18 protein-coding genes are annotated in these 20,461 nt (G+C 66.8%); 4 read left to right on the top strand and 14 right to left on the bottom strand.

Going from position 1 to position 20,461, the window contains the following annotated elements; genetic code table 11:
- Positions 1 to 10 precede the first annotated feature (10 nt).
- The 4 genes from FFI97_RS28830 to FFI97_RS28845 form a co-directional block, all read right to left on the bottom strand.
- Positions 11 to 499, bottom strand: a complete 489-nt coding sequence (locus FFI97_RS28830) for a GNAT family N-acetyltransferase (RefSeq protein ID WP_260685216.1) — start codon at positions 497 to 499, stop codon at positions 11 to 13.
- Positions 500 to 593: 94 nt separating this feature from the next.
- Entirely contained in the window at positions 594 to 1,886 is a 1,293-nt protein-coding gene (locus FFI97_RS28835) for a beta-ketoacyl-[acyl-carrier-protein] synthase family protein (RefSeq protein WP_144004543.1), read from the bottom strand.
- Positions 1,883 to 2,170, bottom strand: a complete 288-nt coding sequence (locus FFI97_RS28840; RefSeq protein WP_139704684.1) for a phosphopantetheine-binding protein — start codon at positions 2,168 to 2,170, stop codon at positions 1,883 to 1,885. Before FFI97_RS28840 ends, FFI97_RS28835 begins: the two co-directional genes overlap by 4 nt.
- A 17-nt stretch (positions 2,171 to 2,187) precedes the next feature.
- On the bottom strand, positions 2,188 to 3,069 hold the full coding sequence (locus tag FFI97_RS28845; protein WP_139704686.1) for an alpha/beta hydrolase: 882 nt from the start codon (positions 3,067 to 3,069) through the stop codon (positions 2,188 to 2,190).
- Between the two features lie 114 nt (positions 3,070 to 3,183).
- Here FFI97_RS28845 and FFI97_RS28850 point away from each other — a divergent pair, with 114 nt between their 5' ends.
- A complete protein-coding gene (locus FFI97_RS28850) occupies positions 3,184 to 3,873 on the top strand; it encodes a response regulator transcription factor (RefSeq protein ID WP_056574813.1) in 690 nt (229 codons plus the stop codon).
- Between the two features lie 8 nt (positions 3,874 to 3,881).
- Entirely contained in the window at positions 3,882 to 5,270 is a 1,389-nt protein-coding gene (locus FFI97_RS28855; protein ID WP_139704688.1) for a sensor histidine kinase, read from the top strand.
- A 4-nt stretch (positions 5,271 to 5,274) separates the two neighbouring features.
- Here the strand turns inward: FFI97_RS28855 and FFI97_RS28860 are convergent, their stop codons facing one another.
- The 10 genes from FFI97_RS28860 to gstA form a co-directional block, all read right to left on the bottom strand.
- Positions 5,275 to 5,751: a GNAT family N-acetyltransferase gene (locus tag FFI97_RS28860; RefSeq protein WP_139704690.1), complete on the bottom strand. Its 477-nt coding sequence runs from the start codon at positions 5,749 to 5,751 to the stop codon at positions 5,275 to 5,277.
- Positions 5,748 to 6,233: a RidA family protein gene (locus FFI97_RS28865; protein ID WP_139704691.1), complete on the bottom strand. Its 486-nt coding sequence runs from the start codon at positions 6,231 to 6,233 to the stop codon at positions 5,748 to 5,750. The genes FFI97_RS28860 and FFI97_RS28865 overlap by 4 nt, the downstream gene beginning before the upstream one ends.
- Before the next feature lie 79 nt (positions 6,234 to 6,312).
- The gene (locus FFI97_RS28870; protein ID WP_139704693.1) at positions 6,313 to 7,578 is read right to left on the bottom strand and encodes a pentapeptide repeat-containing protein; all 1,266 of its coding nucleotides are present in this window, start codon (positions 7,576 to 7,578) and stop codon (positions 6,313 to 6,315) included.
- A 10-nt stretch (positions 7,579 to 7,588) separates the two neighbouring features.
- On the bottom strand, positions 7,589 to 10,744 hold the full coding sequence (locus tag FFI97_RS28875) for a metallophosphoesterase (protein ID WP_139704695.1): 3,156 nt from the start codon (positions 10,742 to 10,744) through the stop codon (positions 7,589 to 7,591).
- A 3-nt stretch (positions 10,745 to 10,747) separates the two neighbouring features.
- Positions 10,748 to 11,827 (bottom strand): DUF4123 domain-containing protein, encoded by a 1,080-nt coding sequence (locus tag FFI97_RS28880; RefSeq protein ID WP_185993748.1) that lies wholly within the window; start codon positions 11,825 to 11,827, stop codon positions 10,748 to 10,750.
- 1 nt (position 11,828) lies between these two features.
- Positions 11,829 to 14,333, bottom strand: coding sequence for a type VI secretion system Vgr family protein (locus tag FFI97_RS28885; protein WP_139704699.1), 2,505 nt, complete (start codon positions 14,331 to 14,333; stop codon positions 11,829 to 11,831).
- Between the two features lie 143 nt (positions 14,334 to 14,476).
- Positions 14,477 to 15,580: an alkene reductase gene (locus tag FFI97_RS28890; RefSeq protein WP_139704701.1), complete on the bottom strand. Its 1,104-nt coding sequence runs from the start codon at positions 15,578 to 15,580 to the stop codon at positions 14,477 to 14,479.
- Between the two features lie 86 nt (positions 15,581 to 15,666).
- Positions 15,667 to 17,490, bottom strand: coding sequence for an acyclic terpene utilization AtuA family protein (locus FFI97_RS28895; protein WP_139704703.1), 1,824 nt, complete (start codon positions 17,488 to 17,490; stop codon positions 15,667 to 15,669).
- Positions 17,487 to 18,284 carry an enoyl-CoA hydratase/isomerase family protein gene (locus FFI97_RS28900; protein ID WP_185993749.1) on the bottom strand — a complete coding sequence of 266 codons (798 nt, stop codon included), beginning with the start codon at positions 18,282 to 18,284 and terminating at the stop codon, positions 17,487 to 17,489. The genes FFI97_RS28895 and FFI97_RS28900 overlap by 4 nt, the downstream gene beginning before the upstream one ends.
- 141 nt (positions 18,285 to 18,425) lie before the next feature.
- Complete coding sequence (gene gstA / locus FFI97_RS28905) at positions 18,426 to 19,034, bottom strand: glutathione transferase GstA (protein ID WP_139704705.1); 609 nt, start codon at positions 19,032 to 19,034, stop codon at positions 18,426 to 18,428.
- A gap of 190 nt (positions 19,035 to 19,224) precedes the next feature.
- Here gstA and FFI97_RS28910 point away from each other — a divergent pair, with 190 nt between their 5' ends.
- Positions 19,225 to 19,410: a DUF1328 family protein gene (locus FFI97_RS28910; RefSeq protein WP_013538518.1), complete on the top strand. Its 186-nt coding sequence runs from the start codon at positions 19,225 to 19,227 to the stop codon at positions 19,408 to 19,410.
- Complete coding sequence (locus FFI97_RS28915) at positions 19,407 to 20,294, top strand: transglutaminase-like domain-containing protein (RefSeq protein ID WP_409574657.1); 888 nt, start codon at positions 19,407 to 19,409, stop codon at positions 20,292 to 20,294. The genes FFI97_RS28910 and FFI97_RS28915 overlap by 4 nt, the downstream gene beginning before the upstream one ends.
- Positions 20,295 to 20,461 lie beyond the last annotated feature (167 nt).

Consider the following 20,461-nt stretch of genomic DNA (forward strand, 5'->3'; position numbering starts at 1 on the left):
CGACAGCGGATCAGTCGAACAGCAGCGCCATCAGGTGCTCGTCGATGAAGTCCGCTTCGCCGGCCCGGCGGTAGAACTGGCGCAGCGTGCCTTCCTGCACGAAGCCCAGTCGGGCATAGAAACGAAGGGCCGTGGCGTTGTCGCTTTCGGCCATCAGCTCGACGCGGCGAACGCCTTCGGCCTTCAGCCGCGCGAGCACGTCGGTCACCATGGTCTGCGCGATGCCGCGGCCGTGGAATGCGGGATCGACCGCGAGCGTGCCCAGGCTCGCCACATGCTGCGCGCGGCCCGGGTAGCGTGTGACGCGGTAGAAGCCGGCGAGCTGCCCATCGACTTCGAAGATGAAGAACGCACCGCTGTCGAGCAGGCCCTGGAAGATCGGGCGAAAGTCATCGCGCGGCATCGGGTCGTAGCCCAGGTAGGGCACGACCCGCTCGTGCATGTAGAGATCGAAGACGGCGTCGAAGTCCGAGGGGGCGGCAGGGCGGTGCAGGGGCATGTCGCGCTTCTTCCGTGAGGTCTGCGGGGCAGGATGCGGCCGAGCATAGCAAGGCGGTGCCGACGCCCGCACCGCCTTTTTCTTCCCCCGAAGCTCAATCCTCCGAGATGCGCCGGCTTGCCACGATCACCGCGTTGGTGCCGCCGAAGGCGAAGGAATTCGACAGCACATGGCGCAGCCCCCGCGCCTCGCGTGCCGCGCCGCGCACGAAGTCGACGTTGCCGAACGCGGCGTCCGGCGTGTGCAGGTGGGCGATGGGCGGCAAGGTCTCGCGGGCCAGCGCGCGCAGCGCGGCCACGAGTTCGATAGCACCGCCGCCGCCGAGCACATGGCCGTGGATCGCCTTGGTCGCGCTGACGGGCGCGGCGTTGCCGAACAGTTCGCCGATCGACGCGGCCTCGGCCGCATCGCCCGCGCTCGTGGCCGTGCCGTGGGCGTTGATGTGGCCGATGTCCGAGGGCACGAGCCCGGCGTCGCGCAGCGCGGCACGCATCGCGCGCACCTGGCCGGCCGGGTCGGGGTGGGTGATGTGCGTGCCGTCGCAGTTGCTCGCGTAGCCGCTGAGCACGAAGGGCTGGGCGCCGGCGCCACGGGCGCGCGCATGGGCTTCCGACTCGAGCACCAGTGCCGCCGCGCCCTCGCCGATGGCGAAGCCCGCGCGGTCGCCCGAGAACGGACGGCAGGCGGTGGCGGGCGCATCGGCCGGCGGTGGCGCCATGACGCGCATCGCGTGCCAGCTGGCCATCACGCCGGGCGTGAGCATGGCGTCGTGGCCGCCGACGATGGCGATGTCGATCCAGCCGCCGCGGATGGCGCGCATGGCTTCGCCGATGGCCACGGCCGATGAAGCGCAGGCGCAGGCATAGGCCAGCGCCGCGCCGCGCGCGCCGAAGTGCAGCGCCAGTTCGGCGACCGCCGCGTTGGGCATCACGGTGAGCACGGTGGTGGGGCGCATGCGGCGCTGTTCGCCGTAGAGCGCGCGCGTGGTGGCGTCGAAAGTGCCGGCGCCGGCCAGGCCGCTGCCCCAGAAGACGCCGAGGCGGTCGCGGTCGATGGTGTCGAGGTCGAGCCCGGCATCGACCGCGGCGTCTTGTGCGGCGGCCAGGGCCATCGCGGTGCCGCGGTCCAGCGGCAGGCGCGAGGCGCTGCGCACGCTGCTGGCGTCGAAGTCGCAGGTGGCGGCGGCGATCGCCATCGGGTCCATGCCCGGGATCTCGAGGGTCTGCGCGCGCACCGCGGAGCGGCCGGCGAACAGCGCGTCGTCGAAGGCCTCGATGCTGCGTCCGAGCGGCGTGACGAAGCCGAGGCCGCTCACGTGCACGGGTGCGGCGGCGGTGTGGGCCGTGGCGGTGGCCGCCAGCACGGCATGGGCGGCGCCGCTGCTCATGCGGCGGCTGCCATGGGCTCGGCGCGTGCAGCGACGGCCTCGCCTTCGGCATCGATCACTTCGCACAGCCGTTGCAGCGTGATGCCTGCTTCGCGCGGGTCGAGCCGGTCTTCGGGAATGCGCAGGTGGAAGGCGTCTTCCACCGCGAAGACGAACTCCATGAGCGCCAGCGAATCGAGACCGAGGTCCGACAGCGCGGTGGCCGGCGAGATGTTCGCGCGTTCCACACGGAAATCGGTCTCGAGGATGGTGGCGATGCTGTTGAAGGTGGGAGAGGAAGACATGAGGAGGTTCCTTTCTTTCAGGCGTGAAGGGCAAGTCCGCGGACGCGGAACACGGGTTCGGGCACCGGGCCGTGGGCCACGGTCTCGGCGAAGGCGAGGGTCTCGCGCACGACCTGCTGGCGGTCGTTGTCGATGCTGATCATGTGGTAGCTGTTGTTCAACACCACGGTACGCAGCGAGGCGCAGCGCAGCCCGCGCACCAGCAGGTCGAGGTTGGACAGGCTGGCCACCTCGTCCTCGCGCGCATGCAGCGCCAGCACCTGCTCGCACTGCACGTCGTTCAGGCGGCGCCGCACGTGGCGGATGAGCCGGTCGTGCTCGCGCAGGTGGCTCACGCCGATCACTGCGCTGCCGGCGCGCGAGACCTGGCGATGCCGCAGCTCGCGCTCGATCCAGGTGCGCACGCGCTCGTTCTTCACGCCGTAGGGCGGGCGCTCGCGGTACTGCCAGAGGCGGCCCAGCGGCGTGTAGAAAGCCAGCGGCAGCAAGAAGCGCGTGCGCGGCACGGCCCAGCCGTCGAAGCGCAGCGTGGTCGACATGAGCACCAGCGCGTCCACCTCGCGCCCGCAGCGGATGGCGCCGCCCAGGGCCAGCGAGGCGCCGGCCGAGATGCCGACCAGCATCACGCGGTCGTGCGTGCGGCGCAGCGCCTTCACGTGCGCCTCGAGGGTGTCGAGCCAGCGTTCGAAAGGCACGGCCTGCTGCAGCGGCGCGGCGGCGTCGAACGAGTAGCCGGCGATGCAGAGCGGCTGCACCGCATACCCGTGGCGCTGCAGGGTCGATTGCACGGTCAGCAGCTCGTCAGGCGTGCTGCATAAACCATGCAGCAGAACCACCGCGGTGCGCTGCACGGCGGGGGACACCAGGCTCAAGGGATCGGAGGGATCGCGTGCACTCATCGGAAGGTGTGTCGTATGCTCATGTCGCGTTTATCGCGGTGAGCGACTGACCGGCCGCTGACGCGTCCATCGCCAGGGCAGACCCACAAATCACCCACCACTCATTCACTCACCATGCGAATCCTGCTTGTGGAAGATGACACCGTGCTGCGCGACGTGATGCTGCGCAGCCTCGCCGACGCGGGCCACCGGGTCGACGTGTCGACCAACGTCGAAGATGCCGACCACCTGTGGCGCGTGCAGCCCTTCGATGCCGTGCTGCTCGACCTCAACCTGCCCGCCACCGCCAGCCCCACCAGCGGCCTGGCGAGCGGCCTCACGGCCTTGCGACAGGCGCGTGCGCGTGGCGACCGCACGCCGGTGCTCGTGCTCACGGCGCGCGGGCGCACCGAAGAACGCATCGCCGGGCTCGACGCCGGCGCCGACGACTACCTGGGCAAGCCCTTCGACCTCGCCGAGGTGGAGGCGCGGCTGCGCGCCCTGGTGCGGCGCGCCAAGGGCACCGAAGACATCGTGGTGCTCGGCCAGCTCAAGCTCGACCGCAAGGCGCGGCGCTTCGCGGTCGCGAACGCACCGCTCGATCTGCCGGCGCGCGAGTTCGAGGTGTTGTGGGAACTCATGAGCCCGCCGGGCCGCACGGTGAGCAAGCGGGCGCTGTCGGACAAGCTCTCGGGCTTTGACGAATCGCTGGGCGACAACGCGCTCGAGGCCTTCATCTCGCGCCTGCGCAAGAAGCTGCTCGGCTCGGGCGCGGGCATCCGCACGCTGCGCGGCATCGGCTACCTGCTCGAAGCCGAGGTGTGAGGCCGCCCGTGAGCGAGGCCACCACCCCACCGGTCACGCGCACTGCACCTTCGCTCACGCGGCGCGTGCTGCGCAACGTGCTGGTGCCGCTGGCGCTGACCTGGATGGCTGGTGCGGTGATCGCACTCGTCATCGCCAACTATTTTTCGGAACAGGCCTTCGACCGCGGCATGCTCGACGACGCCTATGCGCTGTCGGCCAACGTGCAGGCCGGCGAACGCGGCATCGAGCTGCTGCTCACGCCGCGCGAGGTGGCGACCGTGCTGTTCGACCAGACCGACAAGGTCTACTTCTCGGTGCAGCGGCTCGACGGCACGCTCATCTCCGGCAGGGGCGACCTGAAGGCGCCGTTGCCCGACGAAGGTTCGCGCTACCGTTTTTCCGACGTCGACTACGACGGCAATGTGCTGCGTGCCGTCGTGCTCGATCATGACGCCGAGCCCGGCCTGCACATGCCCTACCGCGTGATCGTGGCCCAGACCACGCTGAGCCGCGCCGCACTGGTGCAGCGGCTGCTGTTCTATGCCATGGCGCCGCAGGTGCTGCTGCTCGTGCTGCTGGCCGTGTGGCTCTGGCATGGCATCCGACGCGACTTGCGCCCGCTCGGCGAGCTGCAGCGCGCACTCGACACCCGCGACGTGCGCGACCTCTCGCCGGTGACCGTGGCGCAGACCTCGAAAGAGTTGCAGCGCCTGGGCGATGCCGTCAACGCGCTGTTCGACCGCCTGCGCTACAGCGTGCGCGCGCAGCGCGAGTTCGTGGGCAACGTGGCGCACGAACTGCGCACGCCCCTCGCAGGCATTCGCGCGCTGGCCGAGTACGGGCTCGCGCAGCACGACACCGAGGTGTGGCGCGAACAGCTCACGCGTGTGTCCGAACGGCAGGCGCGCGCGAGCCACCTCATCGACCAACTGCTCGCGCTGGCATTGGCCGACGAGGCGCGCACCGACCTGCAGCGCACGCCCGTGTCGCTCGACATGCTGGCCGAGCAGACCGTGCTGCGCCACCTCGCGCGCGCCGATGCACGCGGCGTCGACCTGGGCGCGCGTGGCCTCGACGACGGCGTGACGGTGCTTGCAAACGAAGCGCTGGTGGAGGGCATCCTCGACAACCTGATCGACAACGCGCTGCGCTACGGCGGCCGCACCATCACCGTCGAACTTGCGGGCCGCACGCTGAGCGTGATCGACGACGGACCCGGCATTCCGCTCGAGGCCCAGCGCGACCTCATGCAACGCTGGGCGCAAGGCCCCGCGGGCCAGAAGCTGGGGCAGGGCGCGGGGCTGGGGCTGTCGATCGTGGCGCGCTATGCCGAGCTGCTGGGGGCCGAGCTGCGGCTCGATGCCGCCGAGCCGACCGGCCTGCGCGTGAGCGTGACCTTCGGGGACGACGCCTGATCGTTCACGTGCGTGTCAGTGGCTTGCGCAGATAGACGCGTGTGCGCCCGTCGAGGGATTCGCGCCGGAACTCGACATAGCCGATGCGCTGGTAGAGCGCGAGGTTCTCGGTCATCTTCTCGTTCGTGAACAGGTAGATCGATGCGTGGCCCTGGCGCAGTGCCTCGCGCTCGGCCAGTTCGAGCAGCGCGCGGCCCGCGCCGCTGCCCTGGTGGTCGGGGTGCACGGCGATGACATCAATCAGGAAGCCTTCGTCTGTGACATCGAGCAGCAGTGCGGCGCCGATCTGTTGCTCCGGTCGCTCGGCCACCCACACCTGCAGGTGCGCGATGGCCTGCGCGTAGTCGCGCGTCATCGGCCGCGGCGTGAGGCCCAGGCGCGGGATGTAGGTGCGGAAGGCCTCGACCGCGCATGCTGTGACAGTCGCCACGTCGTCGGCGGTGGCGCGGCGCAGTTGCCAGGGTGCTGCTTTGTCGCTCACGCGTCGAACTCGACCTCGCCCTCGATCTCCACCGGGATGCCGAAAGGCAGCTCCGCCATGCCCACGGCGCTGCGCGCATGGGCGCCGACCTCGGGACCGAAGAGTTCGAGGATCAGGTCGGAAAACCCGTTGATGACCGCCGGCTGCTGCTGAAAGCCGGGTGCCGAAGCGACCATGCCGAACACGCGCGTCCATGCGGTGATGCGGTCCAGATCGCCCAGCGCACGCTGCAGGCTGCCGAGCATCGCGAGGCCGGTGAGGCGCGCGGCAGCGTAGCCCTGCTCGACGGTCAGTTCAGCACCGAGCTTGCCGAGTGGTGCGGCGATGCTGCCATCGGCATTCAACGGACCATGGCCCGAGATCATGGCGCGTCGGCCGATGAGACGGACGAACTGGAAGGGAAGGACGACGCCGGGTGGTGGCGTGACAGGAGGAGGAAGGGCGAGGCCCAACGCAGTGAGGCGATCGGTGATGCGAGGCATGGCGATGGTCGGAGGCGCGTGATGGACAGGCGCAGAGGGTATGCGCGGACGTCCTGGGTGGCAATCCGGAATGAGGACTTCAGCGCTGGGCGCGAGGCTCTAACTCGATGTTCGAGCCATCCATCTGATCGACGCGTCCGAGGGTACTGCCAGCGCGCAAATCGACTTTCTGCTTCACGGCCTGGGTTCCACGCAAATCGAGTTTGCCGGTGATGCTGGTGCTGGAAACCTCCAGATTTCCAATGCGACTGTTTGAAATGTTGGCACGCATGATCTGGTTGTTTGTCAGCACGAAACGCTGGGTGTTGAGGTAGCTTGCGTCAAGCGTGGGGATGGTCGAATTCCTGATGTCGATCGATTGACTGACATTCGAAATCCGGTCGGCGCTCTTGAGCGAGAAGCCACCCGCAATCATCACCGGCTCGGAGGAGAGGTCGCCGCCAAAGACGACCCCGTCGATTTCGATCGACAGAATCCCTCCGGCATAGGCCTCGAAGATCTTCTTGCCGTTGCCCTGAATCTGGCTGTTGCGTACGCGAAGGCTGCGAGCTTGTTTGACATAGGCGTTGATGTAGCCGCCTTTAACTCGCTCCACAACCAAGTCGCCTTTGATGGTGGTGTCGCTCAGGTCCAGACGTTCCAGCAAGGTGTCGCGAACAGTGAGTGAATGCAAAAGTGAGCCGGCCCCCGATAGATCGACGAGGCCCTTCAGTTTGCACTTGTCGATAAGTACGTGGGAGCCGCCATGTTCATGCCAAGGCGCTGCATTCACATCCTCAATGTTGCAATCGACGAGATCGAGCTTTGTGTGACCACGCAAGTTGAACCACTTTGCCTTGCAGGCCAAAAACATGGCTTGGGCATAGCTCCCGACAGAACCCCATTCATTGGGCTCAGCGGAGTTCCCCATGAAGGAACACTCTTCGAAGACGAGATTCTTGCTATCGGATTGCCCTTGTAGAAAGGTGCGCCCCCGGACCTGACATCGCAAAAATTTGACGTCGACCATGTTGCCGAAACTGTGAATTCCGACGAATCGACAATTCTCGAGGAGGGCCTGCTCCAAGCGTTCGAGTTTGGTTTCATAGGCCCCGATGAAATCGCAGTTCACCAGCCTGACTTTTCGCCAGGTCAAGTCCATGAAGTTAACGTCGCTGAACTCCGCGTTCTCGATAGTGAGCACGCTGTCACCGATTTCTCTGGCGCGCAACGTTGGGTCTGCCAAGTAACTGTAGCTCTTGCCAAAGCGCTTGATGTTTGGGTTTTTCATAGAACAAAACCCAGGTGACACAGATGCTCCTCCGGCAAGGGCGGCCGCACTCTCGAGAAAAAAACGACGTTGCATGGCTGCCTCCTCATTGTTTTTTCTCGCTTGCTTTGGCGGGATCGATAGCCTCATCCGCCGGTGTATATCCCTTGCCCGCGTAGTACTTCGCCAAGAACTTCCAATCGGGAACTTCCCCTCGTTCTTCCGCGGGTCTGCGGAAGAACCACTTCGAGCTCCCCGTTGCTCCGTAGGTCATGCCTCCGCCCTTGAGCGCCGTGCCGAAAACGCCGATCTCGAGTGGAAACATCCAAGGGTCGGTGCAGTCCATGTCCTTGCTCCAATCGTCCTTGCCGACCTTAGGTTGCTTGAGCAGCACTTCGCAAAAGGCCTGCGTGGTGATCGAGCCTTCGCCTAGAGCTCGGATCAGCACGGCATGATCTTCCGCTGTGAATGCGATGGAGGGCGCTTTGGTGTCCGGGTTGAATGTGGTTGTCAGCATGTTCCATTGCTTCACGACGCGCTTCTCTTCATCTTTGCCACTTTCGAAAACCCAAAACCTGATCCCCGAAATGCACTCCAGCTTGGCCACGGTTCCACTCAACGTTATCGGCACCTTCCACCCTGCCTGTATGAGCGGTGTGGGCGCAAAGGCCAAGGGCGGATCAATGCCTTTTTCTGGATGCCGGCTCATCACGGCCATGTAGTCGAGTGCCACCGCGAGGCGCGGCTTCTCGTTCAGTGGGGCGCCGGCGCTCTTGCATGAGCGTTGCGTCATGACCTGGGTGATGACGCCCGTCGCAGGGTCCAGGAGCGTGCCCGAGGGCGGACGCAAGGTCCAGCTGTCGAGTTCTCGGTCGAGGTTCTGCTTGCCGACCGGACCGCCGCTGCTGCTGACGATGAAGCGCGTGCGCTGGCGTGCCGGCGCTTTCACGGTCTCCTTGCGGATGCCGGGGTCGACAGCACTGGTGACCTGGACCATGCGCGCGCCACTGGACGGCTGGCACCACGCGACGTCGTAAACGCCGCTGCGATGGCTGTGGCCACTGAAGTGCCAATCCACCGCGGTCTCGGGTGTTGCCTTGCCCGTGCTGCCACCGTCGACGCACACGAAGCGCTCGAAATAGACGTCCTGGTTGACTTCGCACGTGCCGGTGTTGACGTGATTGAATCCGGGTTGCCCGCGAAGAGGGGCGCCCAAGGGACTGCTCGAAGGAATAAAGCGTGCCTGTTCGGGCGTGGCCGAGTAGGGCAGCGGTTCGTCGTAGTTGATGATGGTGAAGTGCGTCGCCACCGTGAGGCTGGCACCCGGGCTTGCGCGTTTGTGGCTCTGGGCCTGCCCCAGCAACTGCAGCTGCTTGTTGCTGAAGGATTGGGTTGCGCGGGGCAGGATGCCGGTTCCCTGGCGGTCGGTCGAGGTGATCAGCAGGCCACTCACCGTGAGGTTCTTGAAGTTCTCCCCTTGCCCCCAGCCCAGCGCCGCGATCACCTGGGTGGTCGGTCCGGGCCGGTCGGGTTCAACGCCCAGCGCGATCAGCACGTCCTCGAGCGGCGTGAAGAGGGCGTAGAACCAGTCGTAATTCTCGGTCCTGTAGTTGTTGCCGGTCAGGGCCTGTGCATAGGTGGGGCCATATGCCAGCGTGGTCTCGTAGATGCTCATGTTGTGGTCGGCCGAGATGCCTTCGTTGGCCTTGTTGTTGTGCCATTGGCTGGCCTTGTCGAAGTCCCGATAGGTTTCCGCCAGATCCCCGATATGGAGGTTCTTGTTGCTGTTGACGACGCGTCGACCGATCTCGGCCTTGATTCCGATCCGGCGGGCTTGGTGCGTACCTGCGTGCGTAGCGACGGTGGTGGTGGGCTCGAAGGTGCGTTCCCTGCCCCAGCCATCGGTGTCGAGTGTGTCGGTGGTGTCCTCGAGCACGCCCATGGCGGCTCCCCAGTCATTGATGCGCGGGCTGATGCCGTAGGGCACCGTGTATGCCTCGTGGTTGCCGCTGGTCATGAACACAGGCAGCTTGAGTTCGTTGTAGGCGTAGCGAACGAGGCTGAAGGCGAGCATGTCGTCCTGCCCGCGTGGGTACAGGCCTGGCGTGTTGAAGTGGTTCAACACGTTGAACTTCTTCCATTGCTCGCCGATGCCGTCGCCGACCTGCCGGGGATCGATGTTGCGATTGAAATCGATCAGGTCGCCGGTGAAGAGCAGGGCCGTGTCGGGCTTCTTGCCGGCACCGATCTTGTCGAAGAGCTCCTTGAGCGCGTTGAAGCTGTTGCACACGCGTGCGCCCACTGCAGGGCCGTCGAAGCTGCTGTTGTCTTCGATGATGCGCGCTGGTGACTTGGCCAGCGCGTTGTGCCGCACGTTGATGTGAACGTCGCTCAGGTGCCCGAGCTTCAGTGGTCCGTCACTGGCCAGTCGGATGACGGGGTGCCACGCCGCCAAGCGCTGGGAGTCGTCGAGGGCCAGCGTGCGGGCTTTCTGTGCCGTTTGTGCGACGTCGTATTCCATCAGGTTGGTTTCCTTCCCTTTGGGCGCGCCGTCGGTGTTGGTGGGCTGGTGCCGGTGCCGCAGGTCGTTGACCTGGGCGGCAAGGAAGGACTCGACCAGCAGGTCTTGAGAATGCACCGTGCTGGCAGCACACAGCGTGGGAAAGCTTTCCTTTTGCTGGCGGGTAGGTTCGACCATCCAGGCGAAGCTCTTGAAGCTGTCGGTCTCGGGCTGGACGGTCAGTTTTTCGATGTCGAGCTCCACTTCGTAGATGTGCCCGCCCGCGAAGCCCGAGGCGGTGTACGCGCTCGCAGCCTGCGGACTGAGGGTGGCGAAGATTTCGCCTTTCTGGTTGTAGATGAGCGCGCCGGCTTCGAACTTGGCGACGCGCCAGACCTTGATGGCGCCCTTGGCCTTGGCGCAGTCTGCGCCGTCTCCGGTCAGTCCACCCACGCGGATGTCGGCGTCGGGTTTGGTGCCCTTCATGCCGACGAGGCGCAGGTGACGCGCCACGGTGGCCGCGGCGGCCTGCTCTTCGTCGCCATCCATGGAGACGACCTCCGCGCGTTTGTCATGCGTGGTTCGTCGGCCAGCGCTGTTGGCCACACCGAGCGTCGCGGTGGCGATGAAGAGGCTGCACTTTTTCTGGCTGGAAGAGATCAGCATCGGCGTGCCGAGGCTGGGATAGAGGATCACGGCCACTTGCTGCGCCGGGTCGCTGCAATCGCACACCGATGCGCCGGTCTTGGGTTCGTTTGCCATGGATCAGAAGGTCTTGGTGTCGGACATGAAGCCACCGCCCGTCGTGTTGAAGGCAGACAGAAGGGCGTTGGACTGTTCGTCGCAGAGGCGAACCAGCATCGCGTCGCGGTCGCACGCCCAGCCTTGCTGCACTGCCGATGGCGTGTGCGCCAAGACATCACGGAGATTCAGCGGAGTGCGTGCAACCGACAAAGCGTCGAGGAAGCCGGGGTGGGCGTGGAAGCGCGCGTGCTTGAGCAAGGCAAGGCGGCATGCGTGTGCCTTGTTGTCCCAACCCGCCAGGCCTGCACGACGGGCGAATGCCAGCGCGGCTTGTGCGATCTTCCGGCGAAGCAATGGATGCATCTGTGCGAGCAGATCGGCCGCGGGGGGATTCGATGTTTCCAGTTCTTCGCAGAGCAGGGCGATGACAAGATTCGCTTCCCCTGCCTTGTCGATGGCCTGGACCCATTCGGCAGTAAGTTCGACTCCCTCGTTCGACGGCGTGATCTCCGTGTCTGCGCCACCCTTGATGTACCGAATGCGAAGGTCACCGTCCCAGCCTGCCCACCAGGCGAGCGGACGGCTGAATTTGCGCTGCACGGGGTCTGACCAGTGCGCGAACATGTCGAAGCCGATGCGGGGATCGAAGTAGCGCAACAGAACGGACGATCCGTCGAGCAATGTGCCGGACAGGAAACCGCGCAGATGCGCGGAAAGCTTCTGCAAGCGCAGCGGGCTGGCCATCAGGGTGAGCGCTTCGGCCGCAGCCTGATGCGCGAGCGCATAGCGCAGCGACTCGGAAGATGAGGTGGGGATCTCGACGAGCCAGGGGCCGATGTCGGCCATCTCCGCTTCGGGTGTCTGCATGAACAAGCGTTCGCAGGCGAGCTCTTGCATCGCGACCATGCGAGCGACGACGCCTTCTTCGCATTGCCCCGCACTGACGAGTGCGTAGCGGTGCATGGGCGTGGCGGTCGCAGCGCCTTCGGCACTGAGCCAGTGTTCGATCTGCGTCGACATGGCTCGATGCAGCGCCACATCGAGTCTGGTTCGTGCAGCGTGTGTGAGGTCGGATGACTGTTGCGCGGTGTGGTTCGGCATGTCACTCCCGAGGTGCAGCCGCGGTCGCGCGGCGCATGGCGCGTTGCATGCACTCCCAGCACACGGTCTGTGCGGTGGGGCCTGGCTTCTTGTCCGGCCCCGGCGTCCCATGCGTCGCGGCATGTTCGATCCATGTGCCCATCGTGCCGTGCCGGATGCCGCCTTCGCTCCATTCGCTGAAGCTGGTGCCGCCGTTGATCGTGACCTTCTTCTTGGCGGTGATGTAGACCGTGTCTTCGGTGCTCACGACGTCGATGTCTTTCAAGGCCGTGGCCTCGATGGCGTCGCTTTGGGCTTCGATGTGGATGTCGCCCTGCGACGCGAAGGCCTTGATGCCGTTCTTGAGCGTAAAGATGCGCATGCCTTCCGCCACGCTGGCGAGGATGCGCTGGGCGGCGCTTAAGGAGGTGTGGCCGGCACTGGTGAGCTGGATATGCGCGCCGGTGTGCGCATGCAGGTGAGTGGTCGCCGTGGCTGCAATGCCTGCGGGGCTGGCGAGCACGAGATGCGGTGTGGCCAGTTCGGGAAAGCGGCCTTCGGTCGATGGGCTGCCGTGGCCTCGCAGGTCTTCGTTCTGCTGCTTGATGGCATGGGCGACGGTGGACTGGTCGTCGTTGCCGTTCTGGGCCTCGGCGGTGCGGGCCGCTTCGGCCAGGCCTTCGATCTGGTCGCGTGCGCTTGTCAGGCGCTGGATGGTCTCGCCCATGTCCTTGGCGTGGCGAGCGGCATCGGGGCGGCCTTCAGTGGTGATGAGCATGCCGTCCTGCGCCCTGAGCACCCCATGGGCGTCAGTCCTCAGCTCGAAGCCCTCACCCCTGGGGTCTTTCCTGCCCGCGTTGTCCTCGATGCGCGTGATCGCCCCCAGGCTCAGGCTGCTGGATTGGTGATCGCTCTTGAGCTGCGCCTGGATTTTTTCGGCCGTGTCATCCAGGATCAGGTGGTTCGACCTGCCCGCCGCACCGTTGCCTCCGCCCTCGGTCAGCTCCCGGCTCCTGAACCCGCTCAATGCGCTCTGGCCAGGGAGTTGCCACGGCGGCAGGTTCACTTGGTTGTGCACTCTTCCCATGCAGATGGGCAGGTCCGCATCTCCCGCGATGAAGCCCACGATGACTTCCTGCCCGATGCGCGGGATCTGGATGCCCCCGAGCTGGTTGCCCGCCCAGGGCGAGCTCACCCGCACCCAGCAGCTGCTGTGCTGGTTCTTCTGTCCCTGCCGGTCCCAAGGGAACTGCACCTTGATGCGCCCCAGCTCGTCCGTCCACAGGTTCTGGCCCTCGGGGCCCACCACCAGCGCCACCTGCGGGCCGACCATGGCGGGCTTGGGCTGGGTCGGCTCTGGGCGTAATGGTTCGTTCACCGGGTGGGCCGTGAAGTCCACCTGCACGCGCCATTGCTGCTTGCGGTCGACAGTGGCTTCTCGGTTCTGGCTGTCTTCGGCCACGTCCTCGATGAGCAAGCGGGTGTCCAGGATCAGGTATTCGGCGTTGGCCGACTCCCTGGGGTGCTTCTTCAGCTGGAAGGTGCACCCGGGCACCATGCCCCGCAGGTTGCCGCTGGCCTGGGCTCTGGCGCCATGGGTGCGCAGTGCCTGCATGCGCAGCAGGGAGAGCAAGTGGCCTTCGCTGTGAGGATCGGCGCTTGCATCTGCACCCGCGTTGGGCTGGGCGTAGTGACTGCCCCCAGCTCCCGATGAATGCCACTGGTAAACCTCGCCCTCTGCCTGTCCAGTGGGGCGCGGATCGCTTCTCGAGACACTCAGATCAGCCCTGGGCCGGGTGTAGTCGTAGTCCCGGGTGGCGTACTTCCCGCTGGTGAGCTGGTGCTGGGGAACGAAGCTGTGGATGTACTCGGCATCGATCTTCCAGCCCGGGGCGTGGTATTCCACATGCTCGTACAGCGGATCGCCAGCCGCATAGGCGCCCATGGCGTCCGAGAGCACCAGGCGGTGCTTACCGTCCGAATGTTCGAAGTGGTAGCTGATGCCCCATTCCTGGCACAGGCGGGAGAAGAAGGCGAAGTCGCTCTCGTTGAACTGGGTCTGGTAGTCGCGCACGGGGTAGTGCTCGATCAGGCGCTTGTCCACGGGGAAGGCGTAGCCGCCCAGCAGTTCGTCCAGGATCTGGACGACGCTGAGGTTCTGGAAGATCCTGCAGTCGGTGCGCAGGGTGGCCAGGTGCAGCCAGGGACGCAGGGTGAGCTTGTACTGGGCGTGGCGCCCTTCCTCGCCCCACAGGGCTGCGTCGGTGATCAGGGCGTTGAGCTGGCGAGGGGAAGAGCCATCGAGCTCGATCTCGCAGCTGATCTCCTGGCCGATGAAGGCATCCAGGTCGAAGTCGGCGCCGGAGGAGACGCCGGACAGAGCCAGCGCATCCGGGGTCTTGAGAAAGAGTTCGTAGGCAAAGAGGCTGTTGACCCCTTCATGCCCCGACAGCCGCACGGGCTCCAGTGCAGCCTGACCAAGAACAACAGGGATCGCAGCAGAAGAAACAGACAGCGTGCGCGGCATCGACGACTTCCTTGAGAGAAGGAGGAGAGGTCGGCGCAGTCTGCAGGGACTGCGCGGCGCACACTGCGAACAATCGTCACCTCACGCGCTGCCCGTCAAAAAGGGCGAAGCAAGCGCGAAGAAGTTGACGCTGGAAGGCTGGCTCAGCCCAACGCCGGATAGTCCGTATACCCCTTCACCCCACCCCCATACATCGTCGCTTTGTCGAGCTCGTTGAGCGGCGCGTGCTCACGCAGGCGGCGCACCAGGTCGGGGTTCGAGATGAAGGGCTTGCCGAAGGCCACGAGGTCGTCGCCTTCCTTCACGGCTTCTTCGGCCAGGGGGCGGTCGTAGCCGTTGTTGACCATCCAGGCGGCCTTGCCGCCGGCGGCGCGGTAGGCAGCCTTGAGGGCTTCGTAGTCGAAGGGGCGGTCGGCGATTTCGCGCGGGCCGCCGGTGGCGCCTTCGATGATGTGGAGATAGGCCAGGTTCAGCGGCGCGAGCTGCTGCACGACGTAGGTGAACAGCGGCTGCGGGTCGCTGTCGTGCGCGTCGTTGGCGGGCGTGACGGGCGACAGGCGGATGCCGGTCTTGCCGCCGCCGACGGCGTCGACCACGGCGCGCGTGGACTCCAGCAGCAGGCGCGCGCGATTCTTGATGGAGCCGCCGTAGTCGTCGGTGCGCTTGTTGCTGCCGTCCTTGAGGAACTGGTCGAGCAGGTAGCCGTTGGCGCCGTGCAGCTCCACGCCGTCGAAGCCCGCGGTCTCGACGGCGTTGCGTGCGGCCGCGGCATAGGCGTGGACGATGCCGGGCAACTCAGCCGCGTCGAGCGCGCGCGGCTCCGACGTTTCGACGAAGGTGGGCACGCCGTCCTTGATGAGCACGGTCTTGGTCTTGGCGGTGATGGCCGAGGGCGCGACGGGCTTGCCGCCACCGGGTTGCAGTTCGGTGTGCGAGACGCGGCCCACGTGCCACAGCTGCACGACGATCTTGCCGCCCTCGGCGTGCACGGCGTCGGTCACGCGCTTCCAGGCGTCGAGTTGCTCGGTGCCGTAGAGGCCGGGCACGTCGGCATAGCCCTGGCCCTGGTGGCTGATGGCGGTGGCTTCGGTGATGAGCAGGCCGGCGCTGGCGCGCTGGGCGTAGTAGGTGGCGGCGATGTCGGGCGGAATCGCGTTGGGCGAGCGGTTGCGCGTGAGCGGCGCCATCACGATGCGGTTGGCGAGCTGGAGGTCGCCGGCCTGGACGGGGTCGAAAAGGGTGGACATCGCGGATTGAGGGGGCAGAGTTGAAACAGGCGCAAGGCTAAGCCGCCCGTCTCAACCCTGCTGTCGCACGGTTGTCCCGATTGGTGCTAAGGAAGCAACCGCGCCAGCAGCGCCGGGCTCACGCGCACGGGCAGCGCGAGCAGGATCTGTCCCATGCCCTTGCCGAGCGGGTCGTTGCGCAGCGAGGCCATGCCGCCGCCGCCCAGCGCCTGCTCGCAGACGAAGTTGAAGGCGTGGATGCCGGGCACCTCGTGGCGCGTGACGTGGCCCTGCACCAGGTGCGCGAGCCATGCGGCCACGCGCGCCTCGGTGAGTTGCGCGCGCAGCAGCGGCAGCAGTTCGGGATGGCGCGCAATGACGCCGATGTTCGAGGTGTCGCCCTTGTCGCCGCTGCGGGCCCACGCGAGGCGGATCAGCGGGACCTCGATGGCGTCGTCGCCGGGCGTGGCCAGGGGCAGTTCATCGTTGGTGCCCACGGCGGGCGGGTCGTCGCTGGTGGCGTGCGTCGCGGGCACGTCGACGGCCTGCCCGTCGACGCGCACCTGTGGGCTCACGCGCGCCTTGTCGAGCAGGAACGCGTACTGCCGGATCGACGGCGACACCGAGGCGCGCCCGCCGCCCGCGCCCGTGGTGCCGGGCGCCCACGAGGTGCCGGCCGGCGCGACCTCGCGCGCGAACAGCTCCAGCGCGTCCTTGCGCGGATGCGTCACGGCGAGCCGCAGCACGGCCTCGCGGATCTGCTGCGCCTGCGTCTGCGCGTGCGGGCCGTAGCAGGACTCGGCGCCGAGCACTTCGAGCTGCGTGCCGCTGTAGGGCCCGAGGCCCTGTTGCGCGAAGAGGGCGCCGGTGCGCGCGAGGATCGCTTCGCCGGTGCGCCGCGCCTTGGCCACCGCGTCGAAGCCGACGATCGTGAGCTGCGCCGCGGTCTTGAAGCCGTCGACATGCGTGGCGCAGACCTTGTAGCGGCCGGTGGGTGCGCGGCCGCGCGCGCCGTGCACGCGCACGCGGTGTTCGCCCGCCTGTTCGATGCGCACCTGCGTGAAGTCGGCCACCACGTCGGGCAACAGGTAGGCGGCGGGGTCGCCGATTTCGTAGAGCATCTGCTCGCCGACCACGGCGGGCGTGAGCTTGCCGCCGGTGCCCGCGGGCTTGGTGACGACGAAGCTGCCGTCCGCGCTGCATTCGACGATGGGATAGCCGATGTTCGGCCAGTCGGGCACGGTGTCCCAGTCGGTGTGCAGGCCGCCGGTGGCCTGGCAGCCGCACTCGATGATGTGGCCCGCGAGGCTGCCCGCGGCGAGCAGGTCGTGGTCGCCGGGCTGCCATTGGAATTCGTGCATGAGCACGCCGAGCGTGACGGCCGAGTCGACGCAGCGGCCGGTGATGACGACCTGCGCGCCCGCGTCGAGCGCGGCCTGGACCGGGCGCGCGCCCAGGTAGGCATTGGCGCTGAGCACGCGCTCGGGCAGCGGTGCGCCGCTCTGCAGTTCGCGCACGGGCGGTTGCGAAGCGCGCAGTCCGGGCAGCAGCGGCGACACGTCGTCGCCGCTGACCACGGCGATCTTCAGCGAGACGCCTTGCTCGGCGGCCAGTGCCGTGAGCGCATCGGCGCAGCCTTGCGGGTTGACGCCGCCCGCGTTGCTCACGACGCGGATGCCTTGTTTCACGACGTCTTTCAGCACGGCCTTCATCGCGACCGAGACGAAGTCGGTCGCGTAGCCCAGCTCGGACTTCTTCAGCCGCGCGCCCGCGAGGATCGACATGGTGAGCTCGGCGAGGTAGTCGAACACGAGGTAGTCGATCTGCCCGCTGGCCACGAGCTGCGGCGCGCCCACGCTGCTGTCACCCCAGAAGCCGGAGGCGCCGCCGATGCGGACGACGCGATTGCTGTTGTGGTTGCTGCTGTTCATCGTCCGCTCCATTGCGGCTTGCGCTTCTCGCGGAAGGCGAGCTGGCCTTCGGCCGCGTCTTCGGTGAGCGCGAACAGGCCGATCTGGCTTTCGGTGAAGGCCATCGATTCCTCGAAGGCCATGGCCTCGATCTTCTTCATCGTGTACAGGCCGCGGCGGATGGCGGCGGGCGACTTGTCGAGCAGGCGACCCAGCAGCCAGTCGACGCTCTCGTCGACGTCGTCGCTCACGCGGTTGATGAGCTTCAGCTCGAGCGCCTGCGCGGCGTCGATCGGTTCGCCGGTGATGCACATCTCGGCCAGCACGCGGCGCGGCAGCAGGCCGCCGAGCACGCTGAGCACCTGCGCGGGAAACACGCCGACCTTCACTTCGGGCAGGCCGAACACGGCCTGGCGGCTGGCCACGGCCAGGTCGCACATCGCCATGAGGCCCATGCCGCCCGCCATGCAGGCGCCGTTGACGCGCGCGATCAGCGGCACGGTCGATTGCCGCGCCTGGCGAAAGAGGTTGGCGATGCCCTGGTAGGGCGCGGCGTAGTCGAACTTGAAGGAGGTGCCGCTTTGCAGGTCGGCGCCGGCGCAGAAGGCGCGCGTGCCGGCGCCGGTGAGGACCACGGCGCGCACGGCAGTGTCGCGGTTGGCGCGGGCCAGTGCATCGGAGAGGCCCTCGAGCACGGCCGCGTTGATGGCGTTGCGGCGTTCCTGGCGATCGATGGTGAGCCACATGACGGGCCCGCGCATCTCTTCGCGCAGCTCGACGGGGGACGGGGAAGAAGGGGGAGGGGATTCGGACATGGGCGGCTCGGCTTCCTGGTGACGGATGCCGTAGCGTCGCCCGAAAAAAAAGCCGCGGCATGCGGCTTGTGGCTGCGGCGATCCGGGTTTTCCCTGGGGTGGTCCGGATCGTCGCTGGCGTCGCGTTCTGCGCGCTTCGGCTTACTTCAGCAGGCCTTCGGCCTTCATCGCTTCCTGAACGGCGGGGCGGGCGGCCACGCGGGCGTGCCAGGCCAGCACGTTGGGGAAGTCCGAGATGTCCACGCCGGTGGGCTTGGTCCAGTTGGTGACGGTGAACAGGTAGCCGTCGGCCACGCTGAAATGCTCGCCCATCAGGTACTGCTTGGCGGCGAGTTCGCTGTCGAGCCACTGGAAGCGGGCCTTGAGCTTGTCCTTGGAGATGGTCTTGGCTTCCTCGGGCATGGCCGGGTTGAACAGCGGGCTGAAGCCCTTGTGCATCTCGGTGCCGATGAAGGTCAGCCACTCCTGCAGGCGGTAGCGCGGCATGGTGCCGTTGGCGGGCGCGAGGTTCTTGGTGGGCGCGAGGTCGGCGATGTATTGCACGATGGCCGGGCCTTCGCGCAGGCGGGTGCCGTCGTCGAGCTCGAGCATCGGCACGTAGCCCAGCGGGTTGATGCCGTAGTAGTCGGTGCCGTCCTGCAGCTTGTGGCTCTTGGTGCTGGCCAGCACCGGCTCGAAGGCGATGCCCGCTTCGTGCAGCGCGATGTGGGGGGAGAGCGAGCAGGCGCCGGGCGAGTAGTACAGCTTCATTCGAAAAAACTCCAATGGATAGAAGGAAAAGATCTGTGCGACCGAAAGGGATGCTAGCGGGTTTGGCTGCATCGCGTTTTTGTCCTACGGCGGCTCGCGCGTGCCGACTATCGGGCGGCGCGGCGGGGCTTCCTACAGTCCGGACACGGTGGCGCATGCCCGCCGCAAAGCAACCAAGGAGTGGTTCACCATGCTCAAGTACGCGATCATTTTTGCGGTCATCTCGCTCGTGGCGGGTCTGCTGGGCTTCGGCGGCGTGGCGGCCGGCGCGGCGGGCATCGCCAAGCTGCTGTTCGGCCTGTTCCTCGTGCTGGCGGTGCTGTTCGTGGTGCTGGCCGCACTTGGCGTGGGCGCGGTGAAGAAGGCGCTCGATTGACCGCCTTGCCCCATGCCATGCACCTGTCGCACGTCGATCTGCGCCTGGACTACGAGGTGGACGCCCCGGCGCACCTGCGGCTGAACATCGAGGCCGCGCGCACGGGTGCGCAGGCGGTGCTGGCCGAGACGCTCACCATCGAGCCGCCCGTGCGGCTGCGGGTGGGCTGCGAGGCCGACAGCGGCAACCGCTTCGTGCGTTTCGACGCGGCGCCCGGGCCACTGACCATCGCCTACCGCGCGACGGTGCGGCGCCCGGTGGTGCATGTGCCGGCCACCTTGCCCGAGGTGCCGGTGAGCCAGCTGCCCGACGCGGTGCTGGGCGACCTGCTGCCCACGCGCTACTGCGAGTCGGACCTGCTGGCTCGCTGCGCGCAGCAGCTCTTCGGCGACCTGCCGCCGGGCATCGGGCGCGTGCAGGCGATTGCCGACTGGATCCACGACAGCATCGTCTACGTGCCGGGCAGCAGCGACTCGACCACCACGGCGCGCGAGGTGTTCGTGCAGCGCGCGGGCGTGTGCCGCGACTTCGCGCACCTGGGCATCACCTTCTGCCGCGCGCTCAACATTCCGGCGCGGCTGGTGGTGGGCTATGTGTGGTTCGACGAACCGCCGCAGGACTTCCATGCCGTGTTCGAAGCGTGGCTGGGCGGGCAGTGGGTGCTGTTCGATCCGACGCGCATGGCGCCCGTCGACCGGCTGGTGCGCGTGGGCACGGGGCGCGACGCGAAGGACGTGGCCTTCTCCACAATCTTCGGCGCGGTGCGCATGACCGACAAGAAGCTCGCCGTGCGCGAATTGCAGGACGAGCGGGTCATTGCGCCGCGCACGCCGGCACCCAGTGGCGAGCTGCGGGGCATCGAGAAGCCCGAACCGGTGCTCTGACCCTCCGAAGTGACCGCCCGATGCGGGTTGTTTGCTATTAAATATATAGCATTCTGCGCAATGCCGACAAGGCTCCGGGCCGATTTTGGCGCGGCTCCCTAGCTTGTCCACACAGGGGTTGCGGCAGGGCATCGCCGCTTAAAATTAGTGCCCTTTTTTGCGCCGCG

This window comes from Variovorax sp. KBS0712 (genome assembly GCF_006323185.2).
Classification (GTDB): domain Bacteria; phylum Pseudomonadota; class Gammaproteobacteria; order Burkholderiales; family Burkholderiaceae_C; genus Variovorax; species Variovorax boronicumulans.

Excerpts from the sequence above, each read along its gene's own strand:
- FFI97_RS28830 (WP_260685216.1), bottom strand. The coding sequence starts at position 499 with ATGCCCCTGCACCGCCCTGCCGCCCCCTCGGACTTCGACGCCGTCTTC.
- FFI97_RS28885 (WP_139704699.1), bottom strand. The coding sequence starts at position 14,333 with ATGCCGCGCACGCTGTCTGTTTCTTCTGCTGCGATCCCTGTTGTTCTT.
- FFI97_RS28850 (WP_056574813.1), top strand. The coding sequence starts at position 3,184 with ATGCGAATCCTGCTTGTGGAAGATGACACCGTGCTGCGCGACGTGATG.
- FFI97_RS28870 (WP_139704693.1), bottom strand. The coding sequence starts at position 7,578 with ATGCAACGTCGTTTTTTTCTCGAGAGTGCGGCCGCCCTTGCCGGAGGA.
- FFI97_RS28840 (WP_139704684.1), bottom strand. The coding sequence starts at position 2,170 with ATGTCTTCCTCTCCCACCTTCAACAGCATCGCCACCATCCTCGAGACC.
- FFI97_RS28865 (WP_139704691.1), bottom strand. The coding sequence starts at position 6,233 with ATGCCTCGCATCACCGATCGCCTCACTGCGTTGGGCCTCGCCCTTCCT.
- FFI97_RS28900 (WP_185993749.1), bottom strand. The coding sequence starts at position 18,284 with ATGTCCGAATCCCCTCCCCCTTCTTCCCCGTCCCCCGTCGAGCTGCGC.
- FFI97_RS28835 (WP_144004543.1), bottom strand. The coding sequence starts at position 1,886 with ATGAGCAGCGGCGCCGCCCATGCCGTGCTGGCGGCCACCGCCACGGCC.
- FFI97_RS28875 (WP_139704695.1), bottom strand. The coding sequence starts at position 10,744 with ATGGCAAACGAACCCAAGACCGGCGCATCGGTGTGCGATTGCAGCGAC.
- FFI97_RS28910 (WP_013538518.1), top strand. The coding sequence starts at position 19,225 with ATGCTCAAGTACGCGATCATTTTTGCGGTCATCTCGCTCGTGGCGGGT.
- FFI97_RS28880 (WP_185993748.1), bottom strand. The coding sequence starts at position 11,827 with ATGCCGAACCACACCGCGCAACAGTCATCCGACCTCACACACGCTGCA.
- gstA (WP_139704705.1), bottom strand. The coding sequence starts at position 19,034 with ATGAAGCTGTACTACTCGCCCGGCGCCTGCTCGCTCTCCCCCCACATC.
- FFI97_RS28890 (WP_139704701.1), bottom strand. The coding sequence starts at position 15,580 with ATGTCCACCCTTTTCGACCCCGTCCAGGCCGGCGACCTCCAGCTCGCC.
- FFI97_RS28895 (WP_139704703.1), bottom strand. The coding sequence starts at position 17,490 with ATGAACAGCAGCAACCACAACAGCAATCGCGTCGTCCGCATCGGCGGC.
- FFI97_RS28845 (WP_139704686.1), bottom strand. The coding sequence starts at position 3,069 with ATGAGTGCACGCGATCCCTCCGATCCCTTGAGCCTGGTGTCCCCCGCC.